Raw genomic sequence first — 24,718 nt, 5'->3', positions numbered from 1 at the left:
GTTGTTTCGGCGGTTCGTGGGCCGCGACGAAATGCGGCGGCGCGAAGCGCTTGAGAGGTTGCGTCGACGCAATGCGGCGTTGGCGGACGAGGTCTCGTCGCTCCTGCGTCATCACGATCAGGTGGAGGAGGTCGCACTCCTCGCCGGGGCGGCGTCGGTTCCCGATCTCCTCTCGACCGAGGCTGAGAAGGACGCGAGCGATCTCTGGTGGCCCCCACCGCCGCCGACCGAGACGGATGAGGAGCACGACGACCTCTCCCCCGGCGCCCGGGTCGGACGCTACGTGGTGGAAAGCGTCGTGAATCGGGGCGGGATGGGGGTCGTCTATCGAGCGCATCGGGTCGACGACTACCGGCAGCTCACGGCCGTCAAGCTCATGGGCCGGAGCCTGACGCCGACGGCCATCCGCCGGTTCCAACTAGAGCGGCAGATCCTCGCCCTGATGAAGCACCCCAACATCGTCCGGCTGCTCGACGGCGGCGAGGTCGACGGCGGGCGGCCGTTCCTGGTGATGGATTTCATCGAGGGGGTCTCGCTGGCCCGATACGCCCAGGAAACCCAGCCGTCGCCCCGTGAGTGCGCTGCGCTGATGGCGCCGATCGTCGCCGCGGTGGCGTACGCTCACGAATCCGGCGTGGTGCATCGCGACCTGAAGCCCTCGAACATCCTGATGACGCGCGACCGCGTCCCGGTCCCGATGGTCACCGACTTCGGCCTGGCGCAACTGGTCGACGAGGAGGCGGCGGTCTCGCTGACCAACGCCGGGGGTATGGCGGGGACGCCCGGCTACATGGCGCCGGAGCAGATCCTGGGGAACGCGGCCCGGCGGAATCCGGCGATCGACGTCTACGGCCTGGGGGCCGTCCTCTACTTCCTGCTGACCGGCCGACCGCCGTACCGCGCCGCCTCCCCGTTCGAGACGTGCAAGCTCGCCCTGGAGCAAGATCCGGAGCCGATCGCGCGGATCCGTTCCGGCGTCCCGCGCGACCTGGCGACGATCGTCGAGACGGCGATGGCCCGCGATCCCTCGCGACGGTACGCCTCGGCCCTCGCCATGGGCGAGGACCTGCGCCGCTTCCTCGCCGGCGAGCCGATCACGGCCCGACCGGTCTCGCGGCTGGAGCGCGTCGGCCGGCGGATGCTGAAGCATCGCCGGCTCGTCGTCGCGGCGGGGATCGCCGGCCTGGCCGTGGTGATCGGCGGGTTCGTCGGCCTCTCGCGCTGGAACCGCGACCTGAGCCGTAAGAACGACGGCCTGATCCGGCTGGCGGCCGTCTACGCCGACACCGTGGAGCGGCTGGCCCGCATCGGCGGCCTCACCGACCCGAAGTTCTACGACGATTTCGCCCGCTTCGCCCAGGCGATCGAGGAGATCCGACAGTCGGGAGGCGACGAGGCTTCGCTCGTCGACGTGCAGTACCGCGCGGCGCTGGCGCAGTTCCATCTCGCCCGCTTTCACCAGAACCAGCACCAGTGGGCGCAGGCCGTCGCCTGCTACGAATCGTCGGCCGACCTCCTCCGCAGTCTGGTCCACGACCACCCGAAACGGAGCGACATCCGCTACGACCTCTTCCGCACCCTCTTCTGCCTCGCCGACGTCGTCTACGTCGAGGACGCCGCCCGATCCGTCGCCCTGCACCGCGAGTCGCTCGATGTGATCGCCGCGCTGTCGCGCGACCAGCCGGCGAACCTGGATTACGAGGAGGCCGTCGCCTCCCAGGGCGTCAACCTGGGACGCGTTGAGATGAGGCGACAGAACCCGGAGGGCGAAGGCCGCCTCCGGCGCGCCGCGGAGATCGCCGAGGATCTCTGCCGACGGCCCGGCGCGAAGCCGAGCTACCGCCGGACCGCCGCCCGAGCTTGGGGACAACTGGCCCGATGGCGGCACGACGCCGGGACGCTCGACGAGTCCGTCGCCCTCCGTGCGGTCGAGGCGGGCGCCGCGGTGGTCCGCGACCTGCCCGACGAGCCCCAGTACCAGCACGAGCAGGCCATGTGGCTCCAACAGCTAGCCCTCATCCGGGCGGAGCGGGAGGCCGTCGCGGAAGCTGAGACGCGGCTGGACGAAGCCGCGGCGATGCAGGAACTGGCGCTCGGCCTGCGGCCTCGCAACGGCGATTATCTCCAAGCCATGGTCGCCCTCCTCCTCCTCCGGGCTGAGGCGCGACTGGCGCTGGGGCGCATCCCCGAGGCCCTGGCCGACTTCGCCGCGGCACAAACCCGCTTCGAGGAAGCGGCCGGCGATCGGACCGACGCCGGCGTGGTCGTCGACCGCCTCCGCCTTAAGGCTCGTTCGGGGCCCATCGAACCCTCCGAGGCCGAGCGGATGATCGCGACGATCCCGGCCGGCCCCCTCTCGATCGACGCGCGGATCCTCCTGGTCCGCGCACGGGAGGCGCAGGGGCGGCACGACGAGGCCCTCGCCCTGGCGACGACCGAGGCCCCGCCGGAAGATCGCGAGTCGTTCGCCCTCCAACTCCTGGCCGCCACGGCCGAGGCCCGGCTGGGCCGCCTCGAAGCCGCCCGCGCCCGATTGGAATCCCTTGGCCCTGCTTCCCATAAGGATAACGAATGCCTGTTTCTGGCCCGGCTTCGCCGCGACGCGGCCGAGGCCTGCGCCTGCCGCGTCACCGCCGACTGAGCGACAGAATCGAAAGCCGGCGAGATCCTTCCCGGTCCTTGTCCCGTATCAAAACGGGTCGCCTTCCCGCTCCGTCGATTCTCCGCTGAATCGCCGAGAGCCATTCACGACCCGACCACCGTCTTTCCACGGGGTGACGTGTCGCCGGCTTTGCGGCCGGTTGGTTTGGGGTTGGGTTGCGCCCCGGATTCTCGACGGTGGAGTCTCAACAGATCGTCCCGCTGCGCGCGGCGCACGGCTGCGCCGTGGGGGACGATCGCAAAGGAGCTCGCCGATGAGCACGACCGCCGTGATCGACCGCCCCTCCACGACCACTCCCCGTCATCCGCTGGGGAACAACGCCCGAGTCCTGCTGACCAGCGTCTGCGGACCCTACGCCCAGGACGACGAGTACGGCAGCCGCGCGCTCAATCCGATGGAGCTTTACCACAACCAGGTCACGCGCGTGCAGGGGCCGTTCTCGCTCCGGATGTTCCACCGCAGTTGGGGCCTGATGCTGATCCAGGCCAACCTCTCAGCCCCCTGCACCGTGCTCGATTTCCCCACCTGGGAACGGTTCGAGGAGGAGATCCGCGAGAACGATTACGACGTGATCGGGATCAGCAGCATCATCCTCAACCAGCGCAAGGTGCGGGTCATGTGCGAGATGATCCGCCGTCATCGCCCCAACGCGACGATCGTCGTCGGCGGGCACATCGCCAACGTCCCCGACCTGGCGGATCGGATCGACGCCGACCACATCGTCCGCGGCGACGGCGTGTCGTGGTTCCGACGGTTCCTGGACGACCAGGTCGACGAGCCGCTGCGGCATCCCCTGATCAACTCGGGCATCGGCACCCGCTGCATGGGGGTGACCGCCGAAGGGAAGCCGGGCGACGTGGCGGCCACCTTGATCCCCTCCGTGGGATGCCCGCTCGGCTGCAATTTCTGCTCGACGTCGGCCATGTTCGGCGGCAAGGGAAAATATGTCGACTTCTACAAGACGGGCGACGAGCTGTTCGATGTGATGCACCAGCTTTCCGACGCCATGAAGATCCGCTCGTTCTTCATCATGGACGAGAATTTCCTGCTCCACCGCCCCCGCGCCCTCCGCGTGCTGGAGCTGATGGAGAAGCATCGCAAGCCGTGGTCGCTCTACGTCTTCAGCTCGGCCAACGCGCTGAAGAAATACACGATGGACGAACTGGTGCGGATCGGCGTCTCATGGCTCTGGATGGGGCTCGAAGGAGAGGAAAGCTCATATAAGAAGCTCTCCCACATCGACCCCCTGGCGCTGGTCCGCGAGCTTCAAAGCCACGGGATCCGGATCCTGGGCTCCAGCATCATCGGCCTGGAGAACCACGCGCCGGAGGTCATGGACGACGTGATCGCGCACGCCGTGCGGTATCGGACGGACTTCCACCAGTTCATGCTCTACACGCCGATCCCCGGCACGCCGCTGTACGCGGAGCTGGCCGCCGCCGGCCGGATCCTCCCCGACGACGAGTGCAACCCAGCGGACGTCCACGGCCAGTCCGTGTTCAACTACCGCCATCCGTCGCTGCCGCCGGGGACCGAGGGCGACTGGATGATCCGCGCCTTCACGCGCGACTTCGAGGAGAACGGCCCGAGCGTGATCCGGATCGCCGAGACGCTCCTCGCCGGCTGGCGGCGCCACCACGCCCACCCCGACCCCCGCGTCCGCGACCGGGTCGCCTGGGAGTCTCAGGGCCTGCCGACCCAGTACACGGCGATGGTCGCCGCCGCCCGCCTTTATTTCCGCGACCGCCCCGCCCTGCGCGAGAAGACCACCCGCCTGCTCGCCGAACTCGTCCGCACGTTCGGCTGGAAGGCCCGCCTCGCCGCGACCCTCGGCGGCCGATACCTCCACTGGACCTCCCACCGCGAGGCCGACCGCCTCTCCCAGGGCTGGACCTACGAGCCCCCCACCTTCTACGAAGCCAACGAAGCCGCCGCCGCCCAACCCAGGCGGCGTCCCGCCGAACGATGCCAGAGCGTCGAATGCCGCGTGATCAGTCAGCAAGCCCCGAGAGCGGCGGGGACGACCCCGGCCGGCGACGCCTGACGCCCTCGACCGGGCGACTCGACCCGGGCACAGCGCTCAGAATCCGGGCATCGGGTGTGTCGGATCGAGGTGCTCGTCAAGGGCCACGAGCATGTTGTTGCCGACCTGAAACAGGCCGGAGACGCCGGCGCGGAACCGCTGGCTACCGAGGAGGTAGTTGGCGGTCGTGGTGAAGGCCCGTTGGAAGCCGCCGTCGATCTCGACGATGTTGAACATGTTGGTGCCGGTCCCGCCCGTGCCGCTGACCTTGAGCATCCGGCCGTCGCTCAGGCCGATGATCGTGGCCCCCCCCATGTAGAGGAGGGTGGTCACCCGGCCGCTGAATTTCTGGGTGCGGATCCAGTAGTTGTAGCCGGGAAGGCCCGTGATCGTACCGCTCTTGCTTTGGAGGGCCAGCATGTTCGTGCCAGTCCCCCCCGTCCCCTTGATCTGGAGCAGCGACCCGTCCGCCAGCGCGATAAAGGTGACCGCGGCGGCCTGATACAGGCCGATGACCGACGTGCTGAAATACTGGCTGCCGACGAGGTAGTTGTCGGTCGTGGCGAAGGCCCGCTGGAATCCACCGGCGTACTCGACGATGTTGAACATGTTGGTGCCGGTGCCGCCCGTCCCGTTGATCTTGACCATCCGGCCGTCGGTCAGGCCGATGACAGTCTGGCCCCCGGTGTAGATCAAACCGGTGATCCGGCCAATGAACCTCTGGGTGCCGACCCAATAGTGGTAGCCCGAAAGGCCGACGATCCCCCCGGATTGATCCTGGGCGAGGGCCAGCATGTTCGTGCCGGTCCCGCCCGTGCCGTTGATCTTGAGCAGGCCCCCCGACCCGAACCCGAGTGCGATGTAGATCCCGCTGGGATTGGCATAGATCCCGCTCACCCCCCAGTGGAGGAACTGCTCACTGCCGACGAGGTAGTTCGTGGAGGTGGAGGTCCGTTGGAAGCCGTAGGAGGTCTCCGTGACGTTGAACATGTTCGCGCCGGTGCCCCCCGTGCCGCTGACCTTGAGCATCCAGCCGTCGCTCGTCCCCAGGATCATGACGTTCTCGCTGGCGCTGTAGAGGAGGCCGGTCACCCTGCCGGTGAATTTCTGGGTGCCCACAAAGGCGCCCGCGGCGTTGAACTTCACCAGGGTCCCGTCATCCAACGCGCGGAACGTGAAGTCGCCGGCCTTGTAGACGGCGAAGACGCCGGATGTGTAGTGCTCGGTGCTCAGCAGGGTGGATGTGTTGGGCAGCTTGGCGAGAGTGTTGCCGGTGTCCTCCAGGGAGAGCATGTTCGTGCCGGTCCCGCCCGTGCCGGCCACGGTCAGGAGGAACCCCTGGTCGTGAACCTGCCAGCCGATGTCCTTCAGCGCGGCGTAATCCAGGTCGGTGAACAACCTCCGGGTGCTGTCGTGTAGCGTGGGATCCATCGCCGTCTCAAAACCGCCGTTCCTGGTCCCCTCGGCCCAATGGTCGTTGCCGGGATTCAGCGGAACGGACGAAGATCCGTACTCGGAGGCCGAGTATGCCCCGAGGAAGGAGTGGCCGGAGACGAGCCGCGTCCATGATGTGGGGTGGCCGTCCGGCGGGACGTCGCCGATCCCCAGCACATGGCCGAGCTCGTGGATCGCCGCCGAGAGGAAATCGATTTGTTTGGGACCAAGCTTCGAACTACTCACGTCGAAATACCAATTGGTCGCGCTGTTGAAGGCGATGGCCCCACCCCACGAGCCTATATCAGTGGGCTTGGCGGCGAGGGCCCCTGGCTGGCCACGGGATACGATGAGGTTGACCCATGCGGGGATTCCTGTAACTCCCAGACCTCCCGGAGCGCCATGGCCGCCTTCGGCAGTGCTTCCCGTGCCGAGGTCCCGCGCGCCTACGTAAACGATGAGCGTGTCCGCCGGCACGGACAGGTTTTTGATCTTCTGCGTGTTGCCCGTCGCCGGATTCTCGAATTGAGCCGTCCAGCTATTGCTCCCCGAAGGCGTGATGGCCGAAAGGTGGTCGTCGAGCCGGTTCCCCAGGATGTCGGCGGCGAGTTGCATGATGTTGCGCTTCACCGTGGTATTGAAGAAGTTCGACGTGTCGTAGGAATAGTCGATCTTGATCGTCACGGTCATCAGCCGGCGATCCTCCAGATCCTGGACGACGGGCCGGAACCGCGGGGCCTTGCGCCCGACCGAGGCAAGCGAGTTCCTACCGCTGAATCGACGACCGCGAATGCTCAGCGACATGGTGAATCTCCGTGGGTGGACCGACTGTCGGCGGAGGACCCGCCTCCGTTGCGGCGCGCGGCTGGGCGATAATCGCCCCGTGGCGATTCTGGTCGGCCCCGGGGGCCGACCAGAATCGTCGTCGACGGAAAGACGTCCGGCGGACCGGGAATCCTGGAACCCGTATTAGAAGTGGAACTTCTTGCGGACGTTGCTGATGCCGCTTGACACCCTGTCTCTCGCACTCGACGCGGCCGCGGCGATCTTCGCCGCTTCCTGCTCGGCCGCGATCCGGGCGTTGTTCGCGGCGACCGCGAGTTTCGCGGCGGCTGCGCGAGCGTCGGCTTCGGCTTTCGCGGTCGCGGCCGCAACCTTGGCGGCCGCGGCTTTAGCCGCTTCCTGGGCCTTCTTCAGCTTGTCGCCGACGGCCTTCTTGACGGCCGCCACGGCCTTGTCGGCGTCCTTCTGCGCCTTGGCGACCACCTTCGCGGATTGCTTTTGTACACTCGCGAGTTGCTTGGATGCCTTGTCGACTTCCTTGGCCGCCGACTTGTCAAAAAGCTTGCCCTCCTTGTAGAGGGCGTCGGCGGTCTTCTTGGCGTCGGCCTCCAGTTTGTTGATTTCCGCCTGGGCCGTTCTCGCCAGAGCCGCGGCCTGCTTCTTGGCCTCCGCCAGAGCCTCGCCCCCCAGCTTTTTCGCGTCGGCGACGAGCGCGTCCCCGGCCTTCTTGGCGGCGGCCGCGATGTCCTTGCCGAGCTTCTCGGCTTCCTTGGCGATCTGCGCGGCGAATCGCTTGGCGTCGTCGATGAGCGAGTTCGCGAACTTGGTGAGCTCCTGGACGGCCTCCTGGCTGGCATTCTTGAAGTTCGGCGCGGTCGAGGCGGGGCTACTCTTCGTGTGGTCAAGCAGCGTCACCGTTCCGCCGTTCAAGGCCGCGCCCTGGTCCTTGGCCTTGAGGAATTCGATGAGATCGGCTTTGAACTGAGTCGCCAGCGGTGGATCATCGTATGGATCACGACCCATGTACCAGTAAGGGAAGCCGAGGTGGGATCTATAAGAATCAAGGGCATTGCTTCCAACATGCGACTCTATATAGTACTTTTTGATCAGAGCCCAGACGTCAGGGTGGTCTTCTTGGATGTATTTCTGGATCTGATCCCGTTCGTAACGGTACTCCGCCCCGGCGACGCGATTCCCCGAGTTCCCGTCGTTCGTCAGTTCGACGACGTCGTATTCCTTGCCCAGGAGATGAAAGGACAACTGGGTGAGAGGGAAGGCGTAGCCGTCGTCGTACACGATCTCGCGATCGAGGCCGGGAGGCATGGAAGCGGGAAACACGTCTCCCGAGACCTTGGACGCGGTCGGGTCGAGGAGGATCGCCTCGGTGTAGTCGATCCTGGGGTTTGATACGAGGTCGAGCCCCTTGAGGATCTCATGGACGAACGGACCGCCCCGGCTGTAGCCGACGAACAGGATATCCCAGGGCGAGCCGTCATATTGCGTGTCGGCGACGATGGCGTTGATCTGCCTGGCCACTTCCTGCGCGGGGTCGTGCTCGCTCCCGTAGGTGTCCCAGTCGACCTCGAGCGACTCGATAAACGACGGATTGGCGTCGTTCGCCTGGAAGATGACTTGCGCAAGCGTCCCGATGTCATCTTGCCAGGGGTCCAGTTGGCGACCGCTTCCGGTGGCCGAAATGCCATTGACGGCATCGTAGGTGAGGGCCGCGCCGGGGATGATTCCGCCGAACACGCCCAGCGCGCCCTGCATCACAAGAGCGCCCAACGCCTTGAGGTCCTGTTCCTGGCCGTGGACCGAGACGATCAGGGTCGGCGTGATCTTTGGAGTGATGGGAGTTGGAGCCGTGTCCTTGACGATCGTCAACGACAGCGCCTTGCTGGCGGTGCTCGAGTTCCCGGCGACGTCCATCGCTCGAATGTGGACGACGTGAGACCCTAAACTCAGGGCGGAGGAGATTTGCAAAGAATAATGTCCGGAACCGCCGACCTGAGCTGAAGCAAGAGACTTCCCAGCGTCGTCGAAGAGCGTGACCGTCGTATTCGGATCGGCCGTGCCGGTTAGCTTCGGTTTGGTGCTCGTCGTTGTATCGTCGCCCGGCGTTCCGGTGTCGCTCGACGGGTCGAGAACCGGGGCCGGCGGGACGGCCGGCGGGGTCCTGTCGACCACGACGTTCACGGGCGAGGTCGAGGCGCTCGTTCGAAAGAAGGCGCTCAACTGACGCACTGAATACCGGTGGGACCCCTCGGGAATCGGTCCGGGATCCGTCAACGTCTCGCTGGTCGACTCGTAGTCGACGACGGTCGAGTCGTCGCGGACGAGTTCGAGATAGGCCGAGGGGATGGTCTTGTGGACGCCGGAGAATGTGAGGATTTTTTTGTTCGTAATGCCGTCGTTGGACGAGCTTCCCGAGTCGGCGGAGGAATCGAGTCGCAGCGTCCCCGAAGGCGGTGGAACGGCGATCGTCGGGTCGTCGAGCACATAGCGGGCGAGGGCGAGACGCGGCCCCGGAGTGGAGGAATAGAACCCTTCGAGTCCAGCGACGACGGCCTCCTTGCCGTCGGGCGACAAGACGACGGCGGTGGCCACGTCGTCCCGTGTATAATCAGCCGACCCCGGCGTCGAGAAATCGGTGTGGACCAGGCCGCCCGAGCCGAAGGCGGCGTCGAGCGACCCGGTCGGGTTATAACGGGCCAGCACGAAATCGGCCCGTCCCGCGTACATGCCATAGCTGGCGATCAGCAGCCTCCCGTCGGCCTGAACGGCGATGTCGGGATAAGCGTTCTCAAACACCCCCCCCTGCTTGAAGTCGCCGACGAGGATGCCGCCGCTTCCAAACTTGGCGTCGAGAGTCCCGGCGGACGTTAGCTTGATGATTCCGACCGCACCCGTGGTAATCGTTCCCGCGGCGTAGAGTTCGCCCTGCAAGTCGAACGCGAGCGACTGAGCGATACCCGACCCGCCGGGGTATTTCAATTCCACGGTCGCCACACCGCCGGAGCCGAACGAGTCATCGAGTTTGCCGTCTCGCGTGAGGCGGACCACCGTATAGCCGAGGCCGGCGTCAATCGCCAGCGACACCTTGTCATCGAGCGGCGAGATGCTCATCGCGGTCAAAGTCGACGACTGGCCGCCGATTTGGCCCTTCAAAACGCCGGCGTCGCCGAACGTCGTATCAAGCACGCCGGCGGCGGTGTATCGCGTCACGAAGGAGGTTGCGGGACCATTTCCCCCCGGGACAGATCCGTAGCCCGCCAGCAGAATCTTGCCGTCCGACTGCGTGGCGACCGCCGTGACGGACACGGACATGGTCGAGGACGTCGCGAACAAGACCTTCGGATCGATCACCAGCACGCCGCGAGTACCGAATCCGCCGTCAAGCGCGCCGTTCACGTCGTATTCCACGAGCACCGGCGAGTACTCGGACTCGGATTGGGAGCTTTCGGACCGGGCGATTCCGGCGGCGATGACCGAGCTCCCCGAGACCGTAACGGAGCGGGCATAGCTATCGTCGAGAACCGGCGTGGTCACGACGCCGTTATTGCCGAAGGTCGTGTCGAGTCGACCACTCTCGTCGTAGCGGCTAACACGCAGAGGCGAGGAGGCTGCGTCGGCGACCACGACCTCGCCATGCGAAAGATGGGTGGAGAATCCACCGATCACGAGCGGGGCCCTTGAAAGAGTTGCTCCCAAGGCCGTCGTCACGAGGCCGCCGGCTCCGAACGTGGAATCCAGCGAACCGTCGAGCATCACCCTTTCTTCGAGCACGCCGATCCGGGGCGAAAGCCGAAGCCGTCGATCACGCTTGCGGAAATTCGATTTCTCCTTGCGCTTCTTTGTTCTCATAATGTCACCTCGGTGTTAAGTCGCGGAGGTTTCGTAATCGGGTGGTACGGCCAGGCTTGTCGTGGCCATGGACCGGTTGCGGATGATCGCTCGTCCATCGTCGATCACATGCCCACCACAAGCGTGGGCATGGCACCCGGCGACGAGACGGCAGGCGACTGTCCTCGTAGACAAGCGGCTTCAGTTGGAAATTGTGCAGGCGTCGGCCCCACCCCCCTCACACCTGTTTCAGCTTGAGGATGAAGAAGTCGGCGAACGCCGTGTTGGTCGCTTCGTGGGTGGAGGTGGGGTCGGGGTCGAAGTCGGCCGTGCCCAGGAAGGCGCCAGCCAGGGTGATCTCGCCGGAGGCGTCGACGGTGAGCCCGTAAGGGTAAATCGCCCCGGTCCCGGAGAACGTCACGGCCCAGACGGGGGCGCCGGCGGCGCTGTACTTGGTCAGGTAGGTCGAGCCGGTGGTCGAGCTCGGTACGTCGGGCAGGCCGGAGCCGGGCGTGAAGCCGGCCGCCGTGAAGTAATTGCCCGCGACGTACATGGCGCCGGCCGCGTCGAAGGCGACCTGCGTGGCGGAGTCGGCGCCCGCGTTCCGGGCCCACGCCAGGGAGCCGCTCGGCGCCAGCTTGACGACGAACCCGTTGACCCGCCTCTGATCGGGCAGTTCGTAATCGACGGACGCGCTCGGGTCGTAGTCGATCTGACCCTGGGCGTTGCCCACGACGGCGACGTCCCCGGCGGCGTCCACGTCGATATCGTAGATCGTCATGGCGGATCCGTACGTCTGCGACGTCGTCCTGGTCTGGAAGGTCGAGACCCAGGAGTAAGCGCCGGCCGAGGTGAGCTTCAGGATGTAGCCCGACCCGTAGTTGCCGCTGGCGTAGTTCGCCTTCAGGAGGGCGGGGTTGAAGTCGACCGTGCCGCTGAACTTGCCCCCCACGTAGATATTGCCGGCGGAATCGGTCGCCACGCTGTTGGCGCCGTGGGTCGGGCCGGCGATGCTCACCGTCCACGTCGACGCGCCGGTGGAGCTGTACTTGCGAATCTGAGACGTGTTGGCGATCCAACCGGAGACAGGGTCGGAGTAGGCCGTCGTGCCGACCGCGATCACGTTGCCGGAGGAGTCGACGGCCAGATCGTTGCCGACGTCCTGCCCCGAGCCTCCCCAGCTCTTCGCCCAGAGGACGCTCCCGCTCGGGCTGAGCTTGGCGACGAATGCGTCGGCGTCGCCGGCGGAGGTCAACTGAATCGTCCCGAAGGTCGCTTTGCCGAAAAAGACTCCCGAGACGTAGACGTTCCCGGCGGCGTCGGCGCGGACGGCGTAACCGCTCTCGGGGAGGTCCAGGGTCGACTTCTGGACGTAGTCGCTCCCCAGGGATCGAGCCCAGGCGAAGGATCCGTCGGCGTTGTACTTGGCCACGTAGGCGTCGTTCGTGCCCCGAGGGGTGAGGACGTCGGAGCCGTCGGCGTGGACGACGGCCGGGTCGAAGTCCATCGTCCCCACGATGACGCCCGTCACATAAGAATTTCCGGACGCGTCCTCGGTCTGGTCGCGGATGCCGACGCTGGCGGAGTCGTTCCCCACGGTCAGCACCGAATCAAACGCCGCGGATAGAACCGTCCGCGCTTCGAGAAACTCCAACCGGGGCCGCGAGGCCCTCCGAGGGCTCCGGGATCGCTTCGACGGGTTGCGCGTCCACATGGCAGGGCTCCTGGTCGATCGAGGTGGTGATTCGGTCCGTCCATTTCGCCTCGGCCGCGGCGGGCGTCGTCGCGGAGGCTCGAACGGAAGACCATGCGAGAAACCGGTCGGGAACGGCTCAGAGACCGAGAAAATAATTGTTTATCCTGAACTGAAGTGACTTCTTGTGCAAAGAGTACGCAATGGTTTACGATCGGCGTCATCCCTAAAATGAGGGAGTCTTCACCTCATCGCAGTTCAACCCAAATTCTCTTCATGGAAAAATCGTCACGTCTTACTCTGGCCGATTACCGCGCGATCCATCGGCTCGTCGGCGAATGCCGGGAGTTAGGGGACGACGTGACATGCTGGCAGCAGCACTTGATCGAGGTGCTGGCCGGGCTGACGGGCGGCTCGATCGGCTTCGTCGGTGAGATGGAGGGCTTCAGGAGCAAGCGGCCGAAGCACCTGAGCCAGGCCGAATGGGGGTGGAGCTGCGAGTCCGATCGCGCCGGCTACTTCGCCGGGTTCGCCGATTACGTGAGGAATCCCGAGTCCTACGAGACCGAGAGGGTCTGCCGCCGCTGGTTCCTTGTCGAAGACGGGATCTCCCTGTCCCGCACGCAGCTTTTCGACGACCGACGCTGGGAGGCCACGAAGGAGTTTCAGGACATCTTTCGACCGCTCGGCGCGCGAAACGCCCTCTGGTGCAACCGCTCAATCCCCGGCGCGGCGGGCGACTTCTCGCTGGGGATCCACCTGATGCGCGCCGGCCGTCCGCGCGACTTCAACGCGCGGGAGCGGGCCGTCGTGTACGAGACCCAGGCCGCGCTGGCGCCGCTCGTCGGCGGCCCGCTGGCCCAGGTCTGCGACCCTTCCCCGGCGGCCCTCCCCCCGCAGGCCCGCCGCGTTCTGCAATGCCTGCTGGAAGGCGACGGCGACAAGCAGATCGCCGCCCGGATGAAGCTGAGCCGATACACCGTCAACCAGTACATGAAGGTCGTCTTCCGACACTTCCGCGTACGCAGCCGCGCGGAGTTGATGGCCCGCTGGATCCGGCGAGGATGGAGCGTCCGCTCGATCCCCTGAGCGATCCTTCGCGGCCCGAGACGTGAGCCGGCCCGACACGGCTCAGCGCCAGTCGGGCATGTCGGCGATCTCCTGGCCGGGCATCGTCAAGACGGTGCGGCGGCTTCCCGTCTCCAGGTCGACGACTTCCAGCCGGGCGTGTTCCTCGGGCTTCCGCCCCCGAACCGCCACGGCGATCCGCTTGCCGTCGGGCGACCAGCAGGCCGAGCCGTCCTCGTCGAAGACGCGGCGACGGTTCGAGCCGTCGAGGTCGACCACCCAGATCCCCCTGCGATCCGCCTTCGGCCCGTCGGTGTAGAGAATGCGGCGGCCGTCGGGCGAGAACCGGGCCGAGAAGGGGTTGCCGCCTTCGGTGATCTGTCTCGGGTTCGATCCGTCGAGATTCATGACGTAAAGCTGCCAGCCGATCTTCGCGTTGCGCGACGAGGCCGTGAGGATCCGCGAGCCGTCGGGCGACCAGTCCTGCACGGTGTCCTCACGGGGAATCTTCAGCGTCTCCTGACCCGAGCCGTCGGCGTGGAGCAGGATCGTTTCATGGATCCAGGCTTTGCGGGCCTCGTCGAGCGTCCCCTTGCTCACGATCAGTCGCTTGCCGTCCGGGGACCAGACCGGAACCTCGCCGCTCGAAGCTCCGTCGAGACGGACGACCCGCCTGGGCTCGCCGCCTCCTTCGCGAATCCAGAGCGACGAGGCGTTCGGCCCGGAATTGGAGTCGATCGGTTCAAGCAAGACGTAGGCGATGAACCGGCCGTCGGGAGAGAGCCTGAACCGGTTGGGCGCCCTCTCGAAGACGCCCGACACTGCCTCGGCGTCCGGGTCGACGGCCACGACCGACGAGACCGGCCGACCGGCGTCGTCCGTGCGGAGGATCGCCGTCGTGTAGATCCGCCCCGCCTTCGAGGCCGCCGGCGCGGGCCTCGGAACGTTCGGCTTCAGGATCGATCTCTCCCCGAAGCCCGCGAGCTTCACGATCGCGCCGTCCCGGACGATGTAGCCCACACGCTCCTTGTGGTTCAGGATGATGTCGCCATCGGCGACGCCCAGGCCGAACTCGTCGAACTGGTGAGCATCCAGCGGTTGGTTCAACACGCACTCCAGCAGCTTCGATTCGTGCTCCAGCGAGACCTCGCCGCCCGGTTCGCGCCGATTCGTGTCTTTGACCCACGAAGGGATGAGCACGCCGTCGATCGACCTCCAGCGCCATTCCTTCCGGCCTTGCTCTTTTCCGTCAGGCGCGTCGAACGCCATGATTCGGGCGACCGGATTGTAGCCCGCCTGGGGGCTCCAGATGGTCGTCGCTTTGAGCCTGGGTCCGCCTCGGCCGTCGTCGTACCACATCCGCTCCTGATACCAGACGCCGCCCGGTCCGTCGGCCTTGCTGACCTTCAGTTGCTCCTCGACGACCTTCTTCGCCCGGGCCCCCGATTCCCCCTTCATCGCCCTGGCGTAGCGGTCAAGGCCCGACCAGAACCAATTCATGGGGTCGGTCTTGAAGAATTCGCGAGGGTCGGTCCCCGGGCCGTCATGCCGGGACTCGGTCGCATTCGTGGGGAATCGATCGACCTTTCGCGCGTTCTTCGCCTCGGGGACGTTCTGCATCACGCCCCATGTCGCCCGTGTCTTGGGACTGAAGACGAGATAGGACTCCGGCGTCGTCACCGACCGGTGATCGTCGGCCGCCACGTTGGGTACCTTCACCTCCTCGTTTGAGCCGATCTTGAGAAACCGCATTCGGCTCGTCTCGACATCTCGGTAGAGGGCGTCCCTGTTGACGTCGACCGCAAACTTGAGGACGGAATCGAACTGTTGGTTGAAGGGACCGTTCGATCCCGCGGCGTCGGTGACGAACCCGACGCTCAGATACTGCCGCACGACGCTGGAGTAGGATCCCTTCCATGTCTTGATCTTCTCGTAGTTCGCTCGCGTGAGGGCCGAGAGGCTCTCGATCACGCCCAGGGCCTCGGCCGGAGGGAGGTCTTTCCAGACGAGATCCACGGGGGGTGATGAGGATTCAGCCGCGGCGTTGAGGGCGTCGGGCGTGGCTCCGAGCGCCGCCCGAACGGCGTTCAGGTCGACGGGAGGCGCCGGAGCGGCGGCGCCCTGGCGGAGCGTCTGCGCGCCGGCGACGGCCAGCGCGGCGGTCGCGACCAGGGCGAGGGCCGCGGTTCGGATCTTGGTCAGGAACATGGTTCTCAGAACTCCTTCGGCGATGCGGACCGCGACCGCCGAGGCCGCCGCTCCCGAGAGCGACGACGCCGCCTTGACCGTCGCGTCCGCCAGCAAGGCCGACGGCGCCGGTAGGGGCGACGCCCCCATCAGGGCGCCGACCGCCTCGCCGAGGCCCCGTCGCGACAACCGCGATCGGAGGCGTTCTCGGCCCCGCGCCAGACGACTTTGAACCGTCCCCACCGGGCATTCGAGCACCCGAGCCGCCTGCTCGGGGGAAAGCCCCTCGAAGTAGCAGAGCACCACGGCCGACCGGCATCCTTCGGGGAGCCGATCGACCTCCTCGTGAATCACCTCGCCCTGATCGTCGCGTTCGTCTTCGTGGACGGCGGACGGCGCCAACTCGGCCGCGCGTTGCTCATGACGGCGACGGCGCGCCGCGGCCGCCCGGGCGTTCAGGGACGCCCGATACGCCGTCTGATGCAGCCAGGGGCCGAGCGACCCCCGGACCCAGAGGGAACCGGCCCGTCGCGCCAGCACCAGGAACGTCGCCTGAAACGCGTCCTCCGCCTCGTGGCGATCGCGCAGGACCGACCCGCAGACGCGCAGGACCATCGGCCCGTGACGGTCGACGATCGTCGCGAAGGCCGCCTGGGCGGATTCGCCCTCTCGCGTCGTGAACCGTTCCAGCAACTGCGCGTCCGTCAGCCCCGCAACCGCGCCCTCGTTGAACAACACCCGTACGTGGCTGAGCCCGCCGTCACGTCCCTTGCCCATTCCGAACCCTCGCATCACTCTCGGTTCTCACCAAGATAATGTCGCGCCGGGCTTCGGAGAGTCCCTGCGATTGGGTGAATTCCCCGGATTTCAAGAACGACCGACAGGCCGAGGCCCGCGAGGGATGGGCCCGGCCCCGGCCTGCGCGGCGGGATCCGTCGCGGCTGGGGCGTCCGCCCGACCGCGACGAACTCGACGACCTCACCGGCCGTCCATGGATCGGATGGCGTGCACCTCGTCCCACTCGCGCACGTCGTCCAGGCCGCGGCGGACGGATGCGGCGAAATCGGCGTCGGAGATCGCGTCGGGGGCGAAGCGGGATAGGGGGCGGCCGCTCGGACCTCCTGGGGTGTTCCCGCCGGCGACTCCGAGCAGCCAGCCGACGTGGCCGGCGCCCATCACTTGCAGGTCGCGGCGCGCCCGGGCGGCGACCTCTTCCCAGGTCGTGGGGGGGCGATTCGGCGGTAGCGGGATCTCGACCCACTTCGACACCTCCTCCGACACGCCGCGGGCGTCGCGGTGGTGATCGTCCATGTATGTCGCGGCCAGGGGGACGCGGGCCCGGCCCGGCAGGTCGTCGAGCCGACCGGGCTCGCCGGGCCGGGCCGACGCGTCGTTCTCGGGAAGGTAGACGCGCCGGCCGTCCTTCACCTCGAAGAAGCGCCGAGGGACGATCGCCCACCAGCGGTACTCCACCCCTTCGCGGTTCGCCTCGCCCAGGCCGACGACGTCGTACTTCCCGCCCCAGTTCCGGTTCGTCATGGGCTGGGTCGCGACGTCCAGGTAGGTGATCTCCGGGTTGAGCGGACGCCGGCGCGGCGGGTATTGCTTCAGGAACTCGGGCGCGCCGCGGACCGAAGAGACGACGTAGAACCCCTCGCGGTCCTGGAGCGGTTGCAGGTCGTGCACGGCCAGGATCAGGCCGCCCAACTCGACGCGGTGGACGGCCCTGTCGAGCGGGTAGAGGCTGTCGAAGGCCTGGTCGCAGTCGACCACGCGCGCCCCGGTCGGGAGCGTCGCCGCGACCTGCTCGGGGGCGACGTGCGCGTCGTACTCGATGCGGATCTCGCGTTCGCGACGCCAGTCGCCGTCCGCGGGGCGGCGTTCCAGGGTGACCAGGGCGATCCGGCCGTCGGGCTCGGCCAGGATTCGGGCGCGATGTTCCTGGCCGTCGGCGGGCCGGGCCCCCGGCGGGATCCGCTCCAGGTCCGCCAGCGCGAAGGTGTAGCCGAGGCACGCCCGGCCGTCGACCCGGCGGTCCAGGTCGGGGTCCCGGAACCGCCCCCAGTCGTCGCGGACGTCCGGCAGGGCGAGCTTCGACATCAGGCCCGTCGTGAAGAAGCCCTGGCTGCGCTGGCGGAGCACGATCGGGTCGCGCGTGCCCGGCTCGGTCGACCAGGACCACTGGGTCTTGCCATCCTCGAAGATCACCTGGCCGGGCGCCTCGACGCGGAGCCCCTCGCCGCGACGATACCAGATGTGGGACTGATGCGGCGCGTCGCGATCGTCCCAGAAGGTGGTCGTCACGTGCGCCGAGTTCGCCCGCTCCAGCCCTTGCTGGACGGCGGCCAGGAGGTCCCTCGGCATGTTCATCAGGACGACCCACGCCAGCACGGCGACGGCGGCCATCCCCGAGAGCGAGGCCCCCACGAGCAGCCGCCGACGCCGCGTGCGCCGGGGAACGTCCGGCCCGATCCGGGCCATCACGTCGCCTACCATCGAGCCCACGGGCCACGCCTCGCGGAGTCGGGCCAGTCGGGCTTCCACGTCTTCCGGCGTCCTCATCCCAGCACCCCTTTCGTCCTGACGCGCAACCGTTCGATCGCTCGCGAAAGCTGCTTGGTGACGGTGCCGACGGGCCGCCCGAGCACGGCCGCGACCTCGGCGACCGGGCGGCCCTCAAGGTAATGGAGCGCGACGACGAGCCGCTCGTGCTCCGGGAGCCTGGCCACGGCCGCCAGCAGTTCCTCGGCGTCGGCCGGGACGTCGCTCGCGGGGCTCGCACGGGCTTCCCCGCCGTCCCCATCGAGCGGCCGGCCCGAGCCGCTCGCGAGCCTCCGGCCCAGCCGGACGGACTCGCGTTTCGTGATGCGGAGCAGCCAGACCCCGAACCGCTCCGGCCTGCGGAGGTCGGCCAGCCTATGGAACGCCTGGAGGAACGCCTCTTGCGCCGCGTCGGCCGCGGCGTGGTCGTCGCGAAGGACGCGCCAGGCCGTCGCCCAGGCCGCGCGCTCGTGCCGCGCGACCAAAGCGGCGAAGGCCTCCCGGTCGCCGTCGAGCACGGCCCGCACGATCTCGGCGTCTGGCTGCATGGGCTCCCCCCTCCTCGACGTCGTCACCGACTAGAGAGAGGCGCGCCGCCGCCGAAATGCGACAGGAATCCCGGAAGACTTCGTCGGGGACGTCCGGATACCGGATCCTTCTCCCGTAGCCGTTCTATCGCTTCAGCACTCGATCACGTTGACGGGGATCTGGACGGCGAGGCCGCCTTCGGACGTTTCCTTGTATTTGGAGCTCATGTTCTGGGCGGTCTCCCACATGGAGCGGATGACGGCGTCCAGGCTGACCTTGGCGCGGGCGGGGTCGCCTTCGAGGGCGAGTTGGGCGGCGGTGATCGCCTTGACGGCGCCCATGGTGTTCCGCTCAATGCAGGGGACCTGCACCAGGCCGCCGACGGGGTCGCAGGTCAGGCCCAGGTGGTGCTCCATGGCGATCTCCGCCGCCATCAGGGCCTGCTCGGTCGTCCCGCCCAGGGTCTGGGTCAAACCGGCCGCGGCCATGGCGCTGGAGACGCCGATCTCCGCCTGGCAGCCCCCCAGCGCGGCGGAGATCGTCGCCCGCTTCTTGAAGACAGCGCCGATCGCCCCGGCCGTCAGCAGGAACGGGGCGACGGCCTCGGCGCCGCCGTCGTGGAAGCAGACGCGGTAGAGGAGCGTCGCCGGGATCACCCCCGCCGCGCCGTTGGTGGGGGCGGTGACCACCCGGCCGAACGCCGCGTTCTCCTCGTTGACCGCCAGCGCGAAGCAGGCCACCCACTTGAGCGTCGCGTCAAAGCCCCCCGCCGAGGCCCGCACGGCCTCGACCCAGCTCTCGGCGTCCTTCGAAGCGGCCTCGAACCGATCGCCCAGCAGCGAGCGGTTCAGGTGCGGGGCGCGGCGGACGACCTCCAGGCCGCCGGGGAGGATCCCCTCGGTGAAGGCCCCGCGAAAAGCGGAGCCCCGCATGGCCGTCCAGATCCGGTCCAGGCCGTCGCGGATCGCGGCCTCGTCGCGGGTCGCCAGTTCATCGCGCAGGACGACCTTGGGGATGGTCAAGCCGGAGCGTTTGCAAGCCTGGTGCAGGTCGTCGGCCGTTTCGAAGGGATATGGCACGTCGACGCCCGCCGGCCGCGCCGCGTCCTCCCCCTCCTGAACGACGAAGCCGCCGCCGATCGAGTAGTACGTCTCCGACCGGGTCGTTCCGTCGTCGAGGGTCGCCGTGAATGTCAGGGCGTTGGGATGGAACGGCAGGGTCTCGTCCATGTGGAAGGCGACGTCCCCGCGCTCGAAGGGGATCGACCGCACGCCGGCCAGGGGCAGCGTCTTCTCGGCCCGGACCCGCGCCACGGCCGGGTGGACCTGCGAGGGATCGCAGGCGGTGGGGTCCCAGTCGCAGAGCCCCAGGATCACCGCAAGGTCCGTCCCGTGCCCCTTCCCCGTCTTCGCCAACGAGCCGAACAGGTCGACCCGCACGCGCACGACGCCGTCGAACAGCCCCTCACGCCGGAGCGCCTTCAAGAACCGCCGCGCCGCCGCCCACGGCCCCATCGTGTGCGAGCTGGACGGCCCCAGGCCGATCTTGAACATGTCGAACGTGCTGATGAAGTCCATAAGGCCGCCTGCGAGTGTGTTCGGAACGAGCGCCCGACGGCCTGCCCCCCCTGCGGCATGGGTCTTTCCAGTTTTGAAAACCAATCCATGAAAGGATTTGCGGGGTGCCATGGCCACGCTTGCGTGGCCATGAACTGGCGTGGGACGGTTGGACGACCGTCGCCGATCGCATGGCCACGCAAGCGTGGCCATGGCACCCACACATAACATGGATTCAGAAAAAGACTTAAGGTCCTTGAAAACTGGAGAGACCCATGCCGCGGGGGGGGGGAAGGCCGATTCGCCCCGGCTTCGATCGATGCGAGACGACTTGCGCGTCCGGCGCCGGTCATCCCCTACATCCCGTCGTGATCCCCCGGATCATTCTACCGCCGGTCTGCCGGCGCGCCGAAGCTGATCCCGCCGCCGGCCCTCTTGGCGTTCCCCAACATGCCCCAGCCAACCCCTAGATAACCGTCGGTCCCATCCCGCGCGAATAGGTACCGGCTGGTGAAACCCTCGGGAAGCGGCGCCGGGGGCGGCACGCCGGGGGGGACGCGGAAGACGTCGTCGGGGACATTTGCGTTGATATCCTCATAGGTGAAGTCGAACGCGATCGACCAGGAGCTGACCACCCGCGCCGGCAGGAACGTTTCGGCATCGATGAACCAGTGCGGCAGCATATCGGGGAAGCGCGGATCGAGATTCCACGACCGGATCTCATGGCAGCGGCGGCCGTTGACATCGCTCTGGCCGACGTACTCCAGTTTGCGGTCGCGGATCAAGTCGGCGACGGTCGCCTGGCCGTGGGCGTCAAAGGGATCGATCAGCGACATCTTCTTGTCTTCGATCGCCGACGCGGGAGCCGAGGCGGGCTCCCTGGGGTTGTCGGCCCAGCAGGTCGTCCCGTCGGAACCGACGCGATAGCGGAGGCCCATGAGTTCGTCGACCTCGGCCGTGAACTTGCCGCCAGGCGCCGTGCGGAACGTCGCCCCATACGTCCAAATCCGGTCGAGCCATTGTTTCGTGGGAGCCAGAGACATCCCTTGCGTGACGGTCGCGTGGATCGTCGCGGACTCGATCTTGCGCGAAGCCTCGCGGGTTCGCTCGACGACCTCGCGCAGTTTGGGAGATCGGGCCGCCTCCGCGACACGCTCGCTCAGCGCGTCGTCGAAGGGCTTGTGGAGCGTGCGATAGACCAGAGGATACCGACTGGCCGGGGCTCCCTCGACCGAGCGGAATTTTTGCGGCAGCAGCTCGCCGTACCAGTTCGACGGCATCGACATGAGGAAGGAGAACGAGAACTTCGCCGCGTCGTAAGAGGCTTCGAGGATCCGAGGCCCCGCGTCGCCGCCGATGTAACCCTCCTCCCGGGAGAATTCGTATGAGTTGGGATCCATCGGCCGATCGAAGGGGATCGTCACGAGCGTCAGCAGGCCGACCTCGCCCCGGCTGTTCCTCGGCCGAACATCGCCCATCATGGGATTGGGCGCCCCTTCGGGGACCGGCCTGGGCGCGACCGTGGCGAACGACCATTGGAAGACCTCCGCGGCCCGGCCGTCCGCGGCGCGGAAACCTTCGTAGTCATCGCCGCGGCCGGCGGGTTGCTTCACGTTGAGGTTCAATCGATGCTTCACGCCGGGCGTGAGTCGGACCGGCAGGGTGAATTCACGAGCCTCCTCGTCGTACCTCCACGATCCCTGCGGCCAGAACCAGGCGGGACCGCCGATCGCCCATTCCAAAATCGTCTTTGTCGGGCTCATGGGGCGATCGAAGCGGATGCGGATCTCGGTCTCGACGGGGACGTCGGTCGCGCCGTCGGCGGGGGAGACGGAGACGATTCTGGGACGGTCGCCGGCGGGGGGATCGGCGGCGACCGCCTCTTTCACGGCCTGCGGCGCGGCGACGAGGGCGGTGACGGCGAGGGTCGCGGCCAGGGCGAGCACGCCGCCGACGGCCTGCGGCAGCGGTCGGATCGGCTCGGGGCGGACGATCCGGCGGACGCGGGTCAGCAGGTCGCCGCCGGAGGCCGGGACGGAAAGCGGCTCGGCGCAGAGTTCCGCCAGGTGGGCGAGGGCCCGGCCGTACGTGAGCCGCTCGCCGGTGGCCGCGACCACGGCGTCGTCGCAGCAGGCCTCGCGCTCGGCCCGGATCGTCCGGGAGATCCACCAGGCGGCCGGGTGGTAGAACAGCAGGGTCTCAAAGGCCGTCTGCAAGAGGTTCGCCAGGAAGTCGCCCCGGCGGACGTGGGCCAGCTCGTGGGCGAGGATCAACTCCACCTGCTCGATGGGCATCCCGGCGAGCATCCCCAGCGGCGCCAGCACCGCCGGCCGCAGCCAGCCCACCACCGCCGGCGCCCGCACCCGGGCCGACTCCAGCAGCTTCACCGCCCGCCCGACCTTCAAGCGCCGGGCGACGCGATCCAGCACCGCTTGCAGGTCGTCCGATGCGGGCGTTGCACTTCGTCTCAACCCCCGCAGCCGGAACCAGCCGCCCAGGCGCCAGAAGGCCAGCAGCAGGGCCCCCAATAGCCATCCCCCCGCGATCCAGGGCGCGAACGGCCGCAGCATTCGCCAGGGGTCGGCGGGGATCGGCGCCGGCGGCTTCGTTATCGGAGCCAAGGCCGCGACGGGGGGCGTCGGCGCAGGCTCGGCGGGCGTCGGACTCGCGACGGGCGAGGCGACGGCGGCCGACGGCTGGGGAGCGACGAGGGGAGGTTTCGGAACGACCACGACGACCGGCCGCTCGATCGCGGTCGCGACGGGCTCGGCGTCATCCGGCGCGAAGGCCGCCGACAGCGGGACGGTCGCGGCGAGGGCGACGAGCGCCAGCCAGCCGGCGGCGTATCGGGCGCCCGGTCGACCGCGCAGGAACGGCAGCACGGCCGCCAGGGCGGCGGCGATCAGGGCGCCCTGCCAGAGGGAATGGACCAGGCCCCACGCCAGCCGGAAGGCGATCGGGCCGCCGATGATCGTTGCGAATGCGTTCATGACTTGCCCCCCTCGATCTCGTCGAGCAACTCGCGGATCCGCGCCGCCTCCTCCTTCGTCACCTTCTTCGAGCCCAACGCCCGCAGCACCAGCCGCCCCGCCGCGCCGTCGAAGGCGCGGTCGATCAGATCGCGGACCAAACCGCGTTCGACGACCTCGGCCGATTCGCGAGGGAAGTAGACGTGGGTCCGCTGCGACGAATCGCGCAGCAGGATCCCCTTCTCCGCCATGATCTGCATCAGCTTGAGCGTCGTCGTGTACCCCGTCTCGCGACGACCCGCGAGCGCCTCATGAACCTCGCGCACCGTGCTCGGCCCGCGGGCCCACATGACGCGCAGGATCGCCAGCTCGCCGTCCGTCGGCCGTGACGCCCCTTCCCGCTCTTCCATCGCTCGGCCCTCCTGGTTGATTGAGCCCGACGAGCATCATACGAAACGCTTCGTAGAAATCAACGAATCGTTTCGTAGAATTCTCGATTAGCTTGGGGAGAGGACCGTAATGGCCTTCCCCCCTGGAGGTGGCCCGCAGGGCCGGATGAGGGGGGATCGGCGTTGCTCCGAGAGTCATGCTTCGGACGCGAATCCGACGGCGGTCGTCCCCCTCATCTGACGCCTGCGGCGTCTGTCTTCCCCCGCGAGGGGGGAAGACCGTTAGCCCATCCACGACGCCCAATCCGAAATCCGACGACCCTCACCCGCCGCTGCGCGGCCGCCCTCTCCCGGGGGGAGAGGGGACAACCGGGGCGGTCCGGAATGTCGTTAGGGTTGCCTATGCCCATCAGAGGAGACGGGAGGATCGGCCGGGTCGAAAGTCTACCCTCCGAGTTGATCCGCCAGGGCCTTGAGGCCGCCTTCGTAGATGGCCAGGAAGATGCGGGAGGCTTCCTCGTCGGAGACGCCGACGGGGGTGAACTCGCCGTACCAGTCGACGCGCGAGCCGTCGCCTTCGTCGGCAGGGCGGACGTGGAGCGTGGCGCGATACCTGGAGACGGGGAACGGCGACTCGACGAAGGAGTAGCTGTAACTGCGATCGGCCTCGTCGAACGATTCGAGCCGCTCGACGATGAGCCCGCCGTCCTCCGTGGTGATCCGACGGACGCGGCCCCCTTCGATCAGCTCGCTCTTGGGGATGTAGGGGAGCCACTCGGGGAGCGAGCCGAAGCCGCCGACCAGCCGCCAGACATGGTCCGGGGACGCCGCCAATTCGATCGAGGCCGATGCCTGGGCCATGGGAAACTCCTGAGCTGGAGGGGTTGCGGTTCGACGATCTTCCCCCCTCGCGGGGGAAGACAGACCGCGAAGCGGTCAGATGAGGGGGATGACCGGCGTCGGATGCACGTCCGATTGTTTACTCTGAACCCAGCGCCGGTCGCCCCCTCATCCGGCCCTTCGGGCCACCTTCCCCCGCGAG

The 24,718-nt window shown here is 67.7% G+C and carries 13 protein-coding genes; 3 read left to right on the top strand and 10 right to left on the bottom strand.

The window, feature by feature from the left end:
• Positions 1-58 precede the first annotated feature (58 nt).
• Both G5C50_RS28975 and G5C50_RS28970 read left to right on the top strand, forming a co-directional pair.
• Positions 59-2,641, top strand: coding sequence for a serine/threonine-protein kinase (locus G5C50_RS28975; RefSeq protein WP_165074745.1), 2,583 nt, complete (start codon positions 59-61; stop codon positions 2,639-2,641).
• Between the two features lie 274 nt (positions 2,642-2,915).
• Positions 2,916-4,706 (top strand): B12-binding domain-containing radical SAM protein, encoded by a 1,791-nt coding sequence (locus G5C50_RS28970; protein ID WP_165074743.1) that lies wholly within the window; start codon positions 2,916-2,918, stop codon positions 4,704-4,706.
• A 36-nt stretch (positions 4,707-4,742) separates the two neighbouring features.
• Here the strand turns inward: G5C50_RS28970 and G5C50_RS28965 are convergent, their stop codons facing one another.
• The 3 genes from G5C50_RS28965 to G5C50_RS28955 form a co-directional block, all read right to left on the bottom strand.
• Positions 4,743-6,923 (bottom strand): hypothetical protein, encoded by a 2,181-nt coding sequence (locus G5C50_RS28965; protein ID WP_165074741.1) that lies wholly within the window; start codon positions 6,921-6,923, stop codon positions 4,743-4,745.
• Between the two features lie 165 nt (positions 6,924-7,088).
• Positions 7,089-10,766, bottom strand: a complete 3,678-nt coding sequence (locus tag G5C50_RS28960) for an Ig-like domain-containing protein (RefSeq protein WP_165074739.1) — start codon at positions 10,764-10,766, stop codon at positions 7,089-7,091.
• A gap of 217 nt (positions 10,767-10,983) precedes the next feature.
• Positions 10,984-12,459, bottom strand: a complete 1,476-nt coding sequence (locus G5C50_RS28955; protein WP_165074737.1) for an NHL repeat-containing protein — start codon at positions 12,457-12,459, stop codon at positions 10,984-10,986.
• Between the two features lie 339 nt (positions 12,460-12,798).
• On the opposite strand from G5C50_RS28955, the gene G5C50_RS28950 reads away from it, so the two are divergent.
• Positions 12,799-13,527 carry a helix-turn-helix transcriptional regulator gene (locus tag G5C50_RS28950; RefSeq protein ID WP_165074735.1) on the top strand — a complete coding sequence of 243 codons (729 nt, stop codon included), beginning with the start codon at positions 12,799-12,801 and terminating at the stop codon, positions 13,525-13,527.
• 42 nt (positions 13,528-13,569) lie between these two features.
• On the opposite strand, the gene G5C50_RS32455 is transcribed toward G5C50_RS28950, so the two are convergent.
• From G5C50_RS32455 to G5C50_RS28915, 7 genes are all read right to left on the bottom strand, one after another.
• Complete coding sequence (locus tag G5C50_RS32455; RefSeq protein ID WP_206107904.1) at positions 13,570-16,470, bottom strand: sigma-70 family RNA polymerase sigma factor; 2,901 nt, start codon at positions 16,468-16,470, stop codon at positions 13,570-13,572.
• A 201-nt stretch (positions 16,471-16,671) separates the two neighbouring features.
• Positions 16,672-18,255 (bottom strand): hypothetical protein, encoded by a 1,584-nt coding sequence (locus G5C50_RS28940; protein WP_165074733.1) that lies wholly within the window; start codon positions 18,253-18,255, stop codon positions 16,672-16,674.
• Positions 18,252-18,782 carry an RNA polymerase sigma factor gene (locus G5C50_RS28935; RefSeq protein WP_165074731.1) on the bottom strand — a complete coding sequence of 177 codons (531 nt, stop codon included), beginning with the start codon at positions 18,780-18,782 and terminating at the stop codon, positions 18,252-18,254. The genes G5C50_RS28940 and G5C50_RS28935 overlap by 4 nt, the downstream gene beginning before the upstream one ends.
• A 132-nt stretch (positions 18,783-18,914) precedes the next feature.
• Positions 18,915-20,339, bottom strand: a complete 1,425-nt coding sequence (locus G5C50_RS28930) for an L-serine ammonia-lyase (RefSeq protein ID WP_165074729.1) — start codon at positions 20,337-20,339, stop codon at positions 18,915-18,917.
• Positions 20,340-20,704: 365 nt separating this feature from the next.
• The gene (locus tag G5C50_RS28925; RefSeq protein WP_165074727.1) at positions 20,705-23,308 is read right to left on the bottom strand and encodes a M56 family metallopeptidase; all 2,604 of its coding nucleotides are present in this window, start codon (positions 23,306-23,308) and stop codon (positions 20,705-20,707) included.
• Entirely contained in the window at positions 23,305-23,697 is a 393-nt protein-coding gene (locus G5C50_RS28920; protein WP_165074725.1) for a BlaI/MecI/CopY family transcriptional regulator, read from the bottom strand. The genes G5C50_RS28925 and G5C50_RS28920 overlap by 4 nt, the downstream gene beginning before the upstream one ends.
• A gap of 423 nt (positions 23,698-24,120) precedes the next feature.
• The gene (locus G5C50_RS28915; RefSeq protein ID WP_165074723.1) at positions 24,121-24,537 is read right to left on the bottom strand and encodes an SRPBCC family protein; all 417 of its coding nucleotides are present in this window, start codon (positions 24,535-24,537) and stop codon (positions 24,121-24,123) included.
• Positions 24,538-24,718: the final 181 nt, after the last annotated feature.

It is taken from the genome of Paludisphaera rhizosphaerae (assembly GCF_011065895.1).
In the GTDB taxonomy this organism is placed as follows: Bacteria; Planctomycetota; Planctomycetia; order Isosphaerales; family Isosphaeraceae; genus Paludisphaera; species Paludisphaera rhizosphaerae.
This window is presented reverse-complemented; position numbering and strand designations above follow the sequence as displayed.